At 74.4% G+C, this 9,184-nt stretch carries 10 protein-coding genes; 6 read left to right on the top strand and 4 right to left on the bottom strand.

Annotated elements, in window-relative coordinates; translation table 11 throughout:
- Window positions 1–107: 107 nt before the first annotated feature.
- From ACFRCR_RS13400 to ACFRCR_RS13390, 3 genes are read left to right on the top strand one after another with little or no spacing between them, the layout of a single operon-like run.
- Window positions 108–692, top strand: coding sequence for an NUDIX hydrolase (locus tag ACFRCR_RS13400; RefSeq protein ID WP_377678181.1), 585 nt, complete (start codon window positions 108–110; stop codon window positions 690–692).
- A 35-nt stretch (window positions 693–727) separates the two neighbouring features.
- Window positions 728–1,312, top strand: a complete 585-nt coding sequence (locus ACFRCR_RS13395; protein ID WP_377678179.1) for a sugar O-acetyltransferase — start codon at window positions 728–730, stop codon at window positions 1,310–1,312.
- On the top strand, window positions 1,309–1,863 hold the full coding sequence (locus ACFRCR_RS13390) for a TetR/AcrR family transcriptional regulator (protein WP_377678178.1): 555 nt from the start codon (window positions 1,309–1,311) through the stop codon (window positions 1,861–1,863). The genes ACFRCR_RS13395 and ACFRCR_RS13390 overlap by 4 nt, the downstream gene beginning before the upstream one ends.
- A gap of 66 nt (window positions 1,864–1,929) precedes the next feature.
- On the opposite strand, the gene ACFRCR_RS13385 is transcribed toward ACFRCR_RS13390, so the two are convergent.
- From ACFRCR_RS13385 to ACFRCR_RS13375, 3 genes are read right to left on the bottom strand one after another with little or no spacing between them, the layout of a single operon-like run.
- The gene (locus tag ACFRCR_RS13385; protein ID WP_377678176.1) at window positions 1,930–2,595 is read right to left on the bottom strand and encodes a lactate utilization protein C; all 666 of its coding nucleotides are present in this window, start codon (window positions 2,593–2,595) and stop codon (window positions 1,930–1,932) included.
- Window positions 2,592–4,220, bottom strand: a complete 1,629-nt coding sequence (locus tag ACFRCR_RS13380) for a LutB/LldF family L-lactate oxidation iron-sulfur protein (RefSeq protein WP_377678174.1) — start codon at window positions 4,218–4,220, stop codon at window positions 2,592–2,594. Before ACFRCR_RS13380 ends, ACFRCR_RS13385 begins: the two co-directional genes overlap by 4 nt.
- A complete protein-coding gene (locus ACFRCR_RS13375; RefSeq protein WP_377678172.1) occupies window positions 4,217–5,029 on the bottom strand; it encodes a (Fe-S)-binding protein in 813 nt (270 codons plus the stop codon). The genes ACFRCR_RS13380 and ACFRCR_RS13375 overlap by 4 nt, the downstream gene beginning before the upstream one ends.
- Before the next feature lie 257 nt (window positions 5,030–5,286).
- On the opposite strand from ACFRCR_RS13375, the gene ACFRCR_RS13370 reads away from it, so the two are divergent.
- Both ACFRCR_RS13370 and ACFRCR_RS13365 read left to right on the top strand, forming a co-directional pair.
- Complete coding sequence (locus ACFRCR_RS13370) at window positions 5,287–5,973, top strand: FadR/GntR family transcriptional regulator (protein WP_377678171.1); 687 nt, start codon at window positions 5,287–5,289, stop codon at window positions 5,971–5,973.
- 77 nt (window positions 5,974–6,050) lie between these two features.
- Window positions 6,051–6,995, top strand: coding sequence for a threonine/serine dehydratase (locus tag ACFRCR_RS13365; RefSeq protein ID WP_377678170.1), 945 nt, complete (start codon window positions 6,051–6,053; stop codon window positions 6,993–6,995).
- A 96-nt stretch (window positions 6,996–7,091) separates the two neighbouring features.
- Here the strand turns inward: ACFRCR_RS13365 and ACFRCR_RS13360 are convergent, their stop codons facing one another.
- Window positions 7,092–8,474 carry an MFS transporter gene (locus ACFRCR_RS13360; protein ID WP_377678168.1) on the bottom strand — a complete coding sequence of 461 codons (1,383 nt, stop codon included), beginning with the start codon at window positions 8,472–8,474 and terminating at the stop codon, window positions 7,092–7,094.
- Window positions 8,475–8,564: 90 nt separating this feature from the next.
- Here ACFRCR_RS13360 and ACFRCR_RS13355 point away from each other — a divergent pair, with 90 nt between their 5' ends.
- Window positions 8,565–9,131 (top strand): ArsR/SmtB family transcription factor, encoded by a 567-nt coding sequence (locus ACFRCR_RS13355; RefSeq protein ID WP_377678166.1) that lies wholly within the window; start codon window positions 8,565–8,567, stop codon window positions 9,129–9,131.
- The last annotated feature ends 53 nt before the right edge of the window (window positions 9,132–9,184 follow it).

Here is a 9,184-nt window from a genome sequence, read left to right as displayed (position 1 = left end):
CGTCGCAGGGGCCGGTGGCCCGGCGGGCCGGTGGCCCGGCGGACCGGCGGCCTGCCGGTCCGCCGGTCCGGCGGGGCCGGTCAGGCGACCGGTCGTAGGCTTCCCTGGTGACCTCCGCCGACGCCCTCGCCGCCACCGCCCTCGACTCGATCCGGTCCTGGGTGCCGCTCAGCCCTGCACAGGCCGCGCTGGGCGAGGAGTACGTGGCCTTCGTCGAGGCGGGCCGGGGGGACGTGATCTTCCGCGGCGGCCCCGAGCACCTGACGGGGAGCTGCTTCGTCCTGACCCCGGACCTGCTGCACGTGCTGCTGTGCTTTCACCGCAAGGGCCAGTTCTGGGTCCAGGTCGGCGGGCACGTCGAGCCGGGGGACGAGAGCCTCGCGGCGGGGGCGTTCCGGGAGGCCCGGGAGGAGAGCGGGATCGTCGGTCTGGTGCCGTTCGAGCCCGACGGCGCCCCCGTGGACCTGCACCGGCACGCGCTGTCCTCGCGTTTCGGGACCTGCCTGGTCCACTGGGACGTGGGCTACGTCGCGTTCGCGGACCTCGACGCCCTGCCCGTCGTGAGCGACGAGAGCGAGGCGGTCGCGTGGTTCCGCGTGGACCGGCTCCCGCCCGACACGCCCGAGGACTTCCCCGTGCGGCTCCGCACGGTCCTCGAGGAGATGACGCACCGCCGTCGGGCGTCCGCCTGACGCGTGACCCCAGGGTCATGTGTACGCTTGTACACATGACCTTCCCGGACCCTTCCGACCAGCGCACCATGCGCGAGCGCATGCTCGCGGGCGACCTCTACCTCGCCGACGACCCGCAGATCGCGGCCGACTCCGAGCGCGCCATGTCGCTCAGCCACCGACTCAACGCCCTGGACCCGAACGACGGCACGGCCCGTCGCGAGGTGCTGACCGAGCTGCTCGGCGCGTTCGGCGAGGGCAGCGACATCCGGCCGCCGTTCCGCTGCGACCTCGGGTACCGGACGACGATCGGCGCCCGCGTCTTCGTGAACTTCAACCTCGTGTGCCTCGACGTCGCCCCCGTCACGATCGGCGACGACGTCCTCATCGGCCCGAACGTCCAGCTCCTCACCCCCACGCACCCCGTCGAGCCCGGCCCGCGCCGCGACAAGTGGGAGGCCGCGCAACCCATCACGATCGGCGACAACGTGTGGCTCGGCGGCGGCGTGACCGTGTGCCCGGGTGTGACGATCGGCGAGAACACGGTCGTGGGCGCGGGGTCCGTCGTGACGCGCGACCTGCCCGCGAACGTCGTGGCCGTGGGCAACCCGGCCCGCGTGCTGCGCCGCATCGACGAATGACCGGCGTGCGCCGCGTCGACCCCGACCGCAAGGACCGGATCGTCGACGCGGCCCTCGACGTCGTCGCCGAGCACGGCGTCGCGGGCACGACCCACCGGGTGGTCGCCGCGGCGGCCGACGTGCCGCTCGGGTCCATGACGTACCACTTCGAGAACCTCGACGAGCTGCTGCGCCTCGCGTTCGAACGGCACGCGGCCCAGGCCGCGGCGCGCTTCGAGGCGGCCATGGCTGCCGTCCCCGAGGGCGGCGACCCGGTCGAGGCGATCGTCGCGCTCGTGTGCGACGAGTCGGGGAAGTACCAGCGGGACCTGCTGGTCGCGCTCGAGCTCTACGTGCTCGCGGCGCGCAAGCCCGCCTTCCGCACGGTCACGCACCGGTGGATGGCGGCGAGCCGGGCCGCGCTGCGCCGGCACGTGGACGCGGACGTCGTGCCCGACCTCGACGCCCTGATCGAGGGGCTCGTGCTGCACGCGGCACTGTCGACCGAAGCGTCCGGCGCCCGGCTCGACCCCGAGCGCGTGCGCCGCGCGGTGCGGCGCCAGGTGGGCTGAGGGCCTGCTCGGCACCGAGGGGGCCTCGGCACCGAGAGCCGCCCTCGGCAGCGAGGGAGCGAGTGCTCAGCCCAGCAGGATCACGTGCAGCGTCCGCGGCCCGTGCACGCCCTCGACGCGCGAGAGCTCGATGTCGCTCGTCGCGCTCGGTCCCGAGATCCACGTCTGCGGGCGCGTGGGGTGCGCGGCGAGGATCGTCACGGCCTCGGGCAGCGTGTGCACGACCTGCTCGGTCCGTACGACGCACACGTGCAGGTCGGGCACGAGCGTGATCGCGCGTCGCCCCTGGTCGTCCTCGCCGTCCAGGACGATCGTCCCGGTGTCCGCGACGGCCAGCCTCGACGCGGTCAGGACCGCGTCGACCTGGTCGAGCTCGGCCGCGGTCCGCCGGTCCTCGCGCGAGTCGTGCACGACGACGGTCCCGTCCCTGAGCGCGCCCGTCCAGCCCGCGGGCAGCCCCGGGGGCACGACGACGGAGCGCGCGTCGGCGAGCAGCTCGCCCACGGTGCGGGCCAGGTCGGTCTCGGTCGGGGCCCGGTGCACGATCGCGCGGTAGTCCACGAGGCGGTCGACAAGGATCTCGACCGCCTCGGCCGACCCGGGGGAGTGCTTGCCCGAGGTCCGGTACTCACGTGGGACCGGCGCCTGTGCGGCCACGGCGTCCCCGAGGTGCGCGCCGTCGGTGATGACGGCCGCGCGCACGCGGGCCAGGATGTCGTCGCGCGCGCTCATCGGGCGTCTCCGGTCGTGTCAGGGGAGGCGGGCGAGGCGGGATCCTCGGGCGAGGAGGGAGGGGCGGGCTCGTGCGCAGCGTGGTCGGTGGCCCACCACTCGCGGAAGCTCTGCTTCGGCAGGACGGGCAGGTCGCGCGCGTCGGTCCACCTCGACCCCGGGAACGGCAGCGACGAGATGCGGCCGGACCTCCCGCCCAGGACACGGGTCACGCCGCCTGCCTTCTCGGCGAGCTCGAACCGCCCGGGCGTTGCCATGACGAACGACGCGGCCTTCATGGCCGCTCCCCAGGCCGTGGGGCGGCCTCGGTCCTGGTCGACCTCGCGCGCCCTCAGGTGCACGAGCAGCGACGGGATGTCGATCTTGACGGGGCACACGTCGTAGCACGCGCCGCACAGCGTCGAGGCGTACGGCAGCGAGTTGTTGGGGTCGGACTTCCCGGTCGACCCGGTGAGCTGGGGCGTGAGGACCGCGCCGATCGGTCCCGGGTAGACCGAGCCGTAGGCGTGCCCGCCCACCCGCTCGTACACCGGGCACACGTTGAGGCACGCCGAGCAGCGGATGCAGTGCAGCGCGGCGCGGCCCACCTCGTCGGCCAGAGCCTTGGTGCGCCCGTTGTCGAGCAGGACCAGGTGGAACTCCTGCGGCCCGTCGCCCGGGGTGACGCCCGTCCACAGGGAGGTGTACGGGTTCATGCGCTCGCCGGTCGAGGACCGGGGCAGGAGCGCCATGAAGACCTCGAGGTCCTGGTACGTCGGGATGAGCTTCTCGATGCCCATGACGGTGATGAGGGTCTCGGGGAGCGTGAGGCACATGCGCCCGTTGCCCTCGGACTCGACGACCGCGAGCGTGCCCGTGTCCGCGACGGCGAAGTTCGCGCCGCTGATCGCGACCTTCGCGGAGAGGAACTTGCGGCGCAGGTGCGCCCGGGCGGCCATGGCGAGCTCGCGCGGGGCGTCGGTGAGGTCGGGTGGGGCGTCGCCCATGCGTTCGAGGAAGATCTCGCGGATCTCGGAGCGGTTGCGGTGGATCGCGGGCACGAGGATGTGCGAGGGCATGTCGTCGGCGAGCTGCACGATGAGCTCGGCGAGGTCGGTCTCGAACGCCGCGATACCCTCCTCGGCCAGCGCCTCGTTGAGCCCGATCTCCTGCGTGACCATCGACTTGACCTTGACGACCTCGGTCTCGCCCGTGGCCTTGACCAGGTCCGCGACGATGCGGTTGGCCTCGGCGGCGTCCCGGGCCCAGTGCACGACGCCGCCGCGAGCGGTCACGTTGCGCTCGAGCTCTTCGAGGAGGTGCGGGAGGTCGCTCATGACGTGGGCCTTGATGGTCGAGCCCGCGTCGCGCAGGGCCTCCCAGTCGGGCACCTCGCCGACGACGGCCGCGCGCTTGGCCCGGATGGTCGAGGTCGCGTGGGCCAGGTTGCGGCGCAGTTGCGTGTTCTGCAGGGCCTGCCTGGCGGCCTCGGGGAACGTCTCGCCCCAGCGCAGCGGCGCGTCGGGGTGCGGCACGTCGTCGGCCCAGCCGGGGCCCGCGGTGGTGCCGGGCGCGCCGTGGTGCGTGCCGTCGTCGGGCAGGGTCTTCGCGCCCCGACGGGTGGGGAAGCCCAGGAAGGTGCTCATCGCGCGGCCTCCTCGTCGTCCGGGCGAGCGTGGGCGCCCGCCGGTTCCGCCACGAGCGTCGGCGCGTCCTGCGTCGACGCCAGGATCTCCGCGAGGTGCATGGTGCGCACGCCCGCGCGCAGCTTCGAGAGACCGCCGCCGATGTGCATGAGGCACGAGTAGTCGCCCGCCGTGAGGACCTCGGCGCCGGTCGACTTCACGTTCGACATCTTGTCGCTGAGCATCGCGGTCGACGTCTCGGAGTTCTTGAGCGCGAACGTCCCGCCGAACCCGCAGCAGCTCTCGGCGCCGGGGAGCTCGACGAGGTCGATCCCGTCGACGGCCCGCAGGAGCTGGAGGGGCTTGTCGCCCACGCGGATCATGCGCAGCGAGTGGCACGTCGGGTGGTAGGTGACGCGGTGCGGGAAGTGCGCGCCGACGTCGGTCACGCCGAGCACGTCGACGAGCAGCTCGGACAGCTCGTAGGTCTTGGCGGCCAGGGCCTCGGCGGTCGCGCCCAGCTTCTCCTGCCCGGCTCGCCGGCACACCATGGCCTGCTGGTGGCGGATCGAGCCGGTGCACGAGCCCGACGGCACGACGATCGCGTCCCACTCCCCGTCGAGCGCGGGCGCGAACGTCTCGACGTGGTTCTGGATGACGGGCACGGCCTCGTCGAAGTAGCCGGTGTTGACGTGCATCTGCCCGCAGCACGTCTGCTGCTCGGGGAAGTACACCTCGTGGCCGAGGCGTTCGAGGAGCTGGACGGTGGCCCGGGGGGCCTGGGGGAACATCGCGTCGGCGATGCAGGTGGCGGCGAGGGCGATACGCACTGGGGACTCCAGCCGGGCAGGGGGCGGTGGGATTCAGTCTGGTCCCGGCGGACGGCGAGTGCCCGTCGGAGGTGCTGTGCGGCCTTCCCGTCCCCCCGCTCGGCGATGAGCAGGCTGTGGTCTGACCACATGTTGTCCGAGCCACTGTAGACCATCGCGTCGCTGTGGTCGGACCATAGCGGCGCGGTGTCTCAGAACGGGCCCGCCGCCGCGGGCGCGCCCGATCGGCCGACCCTGCGCAGCACTACGCTGACACCGTGCGCACCCACGAGATCGTCCTCGCCCGGATCGAGGCGGACCTGACCGCCGGCCGCTGGGGCCTCGGCGAACGCCTCCCGGCAGAGCGTGCGCTCGCCGAGGAGCTCGGCGTCTCGCGCCCCTCGGTCCGCGAGGCGCTGCGCGTCCTGGAGGCCATGGGCATCGTCCGCACCGCGGTCGGTTCGGGGCCCGACGCCGGAGCCACCGTGATCGACCGGCCCGCCGCAGGCCTCGGCGCGGCCGTGCGGCTGCACGTCGCGTCCGGGACGCTCGTGGTCCGGGACGTCGTGGAGACCCGGGTGCTGCTGGAGACGTGGGCGGTCGGGCAGGCAGCCGCGAAGGCCGCGGGTGCGGGGCTCGCCGAGGCCGTCGCGCTGCTCGACGCCATGGACGACCCCGCCCTCGACGCGGCCCGTTTCCGCGAGCTCGACGCGGCGTTCCACGTGGAGCTCGTCCGGCTCGCGGGCAACGCGCTCGTCGAGGCCGTCATGACCGGGCTCCGCGGGGCCGTCGAGTCCTACGTCGAGGCCGGCACGGAACGGTTGGAGGACTGGCCCCGCACCGCGGTGCGCCTGCGCGCCGAGCACCGCACGATCCTCGATGCCGTCGCGAACGGTGACGGGGCGGGCGCGGTCGCGGCCGTGCGCGAGCACATCGAGGGCTTCTACCGCGAGGCGGGGTTGTGAGCCGGACCTCCGGGCGGCCACGCCGTAGTGTTCCTCTGGACCCACCCGGTCCGCCGCCCACCCCCGGAGGACCCCGCATGACCATCGACCACCTGGACGTCCTCGCCGCGGCGCAGCGCATCGCGGGGCAGGTGCGGCCCGTCGCGCTCGCGCCCATGGACCCGGGTGCCCTGGGGGCCGCGACGGGTGTGTTCGCGCTCGAGCTCATGCAGCACACGGGCTCGTTCAAGGCGCGCGGCGCCCTCAACTTCGTGGGCGCGCACCTGGACGCGGGCACGCTGCCCGACGCCGGGATCGTGATCGCGTCGGGCGGCAACGCGGGCATGGCGAACGCGTGGGCGGCGCGGGCCCACGGGATCCGGGCGACGGTGTTCGTGCCTGAGACCGCGCCGCCGGTCAAGGTCGCGCGCCTGCGCACGCTCGGCGCCGAGGTCCACCAGGTCGGGTCCGAGTACGCCGAGGCCCTCGACGCCGCGCAGCGGTTCGCGGCCGAGACCGGCGCCCTGGCGTCGCACGCCTACGACAACCCCCTGGTCGCGGCCGGCGCGGGCACGCTCCTGCAGGAGATCGTCGCGGCCCGCCCCGACGTCAGCACGGTCGTCGTCGCCGTCGGTGGCGGCGGGCTGTTCAGCGGGGTGGCCGCCGCGGCGCGTCCGCACGGGATCAGGGTCGTGGCGGTCGAACCGCACGGAGCGCAGGCCCTGCGCGCCGCGCTCGACGCCGGCCGCGTGGTCGACGTCCCCGTCGCGTCGGTCGCGGCCGACTCGCTCGGCGCCCGCAGCGCGTCCGAGACGGCGTTGTCCCTCGCGCAGCACGACGACGTCCGCTCGGTCCTGGTGTCGGACGACGCGATCGTCGCCGCGCGCCAGCACTTGTGGGACGAGCGGCGGCTCGTCGTCGAGCACGGGGCCGCGGCGGCGCTCGCGGCGCTCGAGTCGCGCACGTACGTGCCCGATCCCGGCGAGCGCGTCGCGGTCGTGCTGTGCGGGGCGAACACGGATCCCGCGGACCTGGCGCGCTGAGCGGCTGTCGGAGCGAGCGCGGACCCCGGTGCGCGCTCGTGCCGACGCCGGCGCCCGGCGGCGCCGCGCACCCCGGGATCGTCGGTCGGCGTGAGGCTATGCCGCGGTCGTGGCGGCCGACGGCAGCGCGTCGTCGGTCCAGGTGTCCGGGGTGCCGACGCGCCAGAGCGGCCGCGCCGCCGCGATGACGGCGACCGTCACGACGAGCAGCCCTGCGAGCACCACGAGAGCGGTCCCGATCCCGAACCGGTCGAGCAGCCCGGCCCCGACGAGCGGGATCAGGGGTCCGGCGGCGAGCCCGGTCAGTCCCATGATCGAGGCGAGGCGCCCCTGCATCTCGAGCGGGGTGATCGCCGCGGCGTAGCCTGCGAGGCCCGCGTTGACGGCCGGTACCAGGAGGACGGCGAGCGGCAGCAGGGCCACGTAGGCGGGGTACGTCTGGAGTGCGGCCATGAGGGTCGCGCCGACGGCGAGGGTTACCAGCGCGGCGACCGTGAGCGCCCCGGCCCGGACGCGCGCCACGAGCCGCGGTGCGAGCACGGCCCCGACGAGGATGCCCACGCCGACGGCGAGGTCGATGACCCCGATGAGGACGGGGGCGACCCCGGTCCGGACGAGCTCGAGGTTGATCCCGACGAGCAGCCCGCCGAACGCGACGTTGATGACGACGAAGAGGCCCAGGAGCGTCCGGAAGAGGGGGACCGACCAGACGAAGCGCAGCCCCTGGCGCAGCGCCTCGACGGGCCGGGTCGTGCGGGCCTCCGCGGTGTCGCCGTTGAGGGGCTCGCGCACGGCCCACGTGCACAGCGCGGTCACGGCCGACCCGATCGCCGCGGCGACGAGCGGGACCGCGTGCCCGACGGCGTAGAGCAGGCCGCCGACGGGGCCCGCGAGCAGGCTCGCGACCGCGTCCCGCCCCTGGGACGCGGCGAGCGCCGTCGGGAGCTGGGGGGTCGGGACGACCGAACGGAAGGCCCCGCTCGTGGCGGGATCGACGAACGCTCCCACGACCGAGGCGCCGAACAGCACCAGCGCGAGGTGCCAGGCTGTGAGCGAGCCGAACGCTGCCGCGATGCCGACGGTCACCCAGAGCGCGGCACCCACGGCGCTCGCGGCGACGATGAGCCGACGCCGGTCGACTCGGTCTGCGACGACGCCGGCCGGGAGCGTCGCGAGCAGGGCCCCGACCTGGCCGACGGCCGCGACGGCTCCGGCCTGGAGGACCGAGCCGGTCAGCGAGTAGGCGACGAGCGGGACGGCGAACAGGGCGAGGCCGGCTCCGAGCGACTCGGTCGTCAGCCCGGACATCAGGAGCATGTACGACCGGTTGCGCAGGAGGGGCGGAGGGGGGGAGATCGCTCCGACCTGCGGCCCGGGCGAGACGGGCTGTTCCGATGCGGGGGAGGGCAGGGGCGGGGCCGGGGCCGCGCTGTCCTCCGAGGCGCGGGGAGGCGGCGGCGTGCTCTGGGTGGTCGACATGCGACACACGGTAGTCCCGCAACAACCAATGCGCAATGATGATTGCGCAACTGGTCGTGCGGACGACGACGGCGTTGCTAGCCTCGGGGGATGCGCGAGACCTTCCACGTCCAGGACCCCACGGCGCTCCGGGCCGTCGCGCACCCCATGCGGCAGCGGATCCTCACGGAGCTCGCGGCCCTCGGGCACGCCCGGGCCGCGGATCTCGCGCAGGCGATCGGAGAGCCCGCGAACTCCATCAGCTTTCACCTGCGGGTGCTGGCCAAGGCGGGCATGATCGCCGAGGCCCCCGAGCACGCTCGCGACCGGCGCGACCGCGTGTGGACCAACGTCGCCGAGAGCTACGTCGTCGACCCCGGGTCGCCCGAGGCCGTCCGGGAGGTCGTCCGCCCGGCGCTGGTGTGGGCCGAGCGCCTGTTCGTCGAGGCGAACGACGAGCAGGCCCGGCGGGACGACCGGTTGCTCGCGATCAACGCGCTCGTCCTCACGCCAGGGCTGGCCGCGGAGATGACGCAGGACCTGGCGGACCTGCTCGAACGCTGGGCCGACCGTGCGCTCGCCGAGGCCAAGGAGTCGCCCCACCCGGCGCGGCGTGCCTACCAGGTGCTCGCGGTGCTGGCTCCCCACGGGCAGGACGGGAGCGACGGCACGCGCTGAGGCACCGTCACGTCGTCCCCCGAGAGGCGCCCGACGGCGGAGCGCACCCGGGT

Source organism: Oerskovia sp. NPDC056781 (assembly GCF_042789955.1).
Lineage (GTDB): Bacteria > Actinomycetota > Actinomycetes > Actinomycetales > Cellulomonadaceae > Oerskovia > Oerskovia rustica.
Note: the sequence above shows the minus strand (reverse complement) of the source record. Positions and strands in the feature narration are given on the sequence as shown.

Excerpts from the sequence above, each read along its gene's own strand:
- ACFRCR_RS13395 (WP_377678179.1), top strand. The coding sequence starts at position 728 with ATGACCTTCCCGGACCCTTCCGACCAGCGCACCATGCGCGAGCGCATG.
- ACFRCR_RS13390 (WP_377678178.1), top strand. The coding sequence starts at position 1,309 with ATGACCGGCGTGCGCCGCGTCGACCCCGACCGCAAGGACCGGATCGTC.
- ACFRCR_RS13385 (WP_377678176.1), bottom strand. The coding sequence starts at position 2,595 with ATGAGCGCGCGCGACGACATCCTGGCCCGCGTGCGCGCGGCCGTCATC.
- ACFRCR_RS13380 (WP_377678174.1), bottom strand. The coding sequence starts at position 4,220 with ATGAGCACCTTCCTGGGCTTCCCCACCCGTCGGGGCGCGAAGACCCTG.
- ACFRCR_RS13365 (WP_377678170.1), top strand. The coding sequence starts at position 6,051 with ATGACCATCGACCACCTGGACGTCCTCGCCGCGGCGCAGCGCATCGCG.
- ACFRCR_RS13360 (WP_377678168.1), bottom strand. The coding sequence starts at position 8,474 with ATGTCGACCACCCAGAGCACGCCGCCGCCTCCCCGCGCCTCGGAGGAC.
- ACFRCR_RS13355 (WP_377678166.1), top strand. The coding sequence starts at position 8,565 with ATGCGCGAGACCTTCCACGTCCAGGACCCCACGGCGCTCCGGGCCGTC.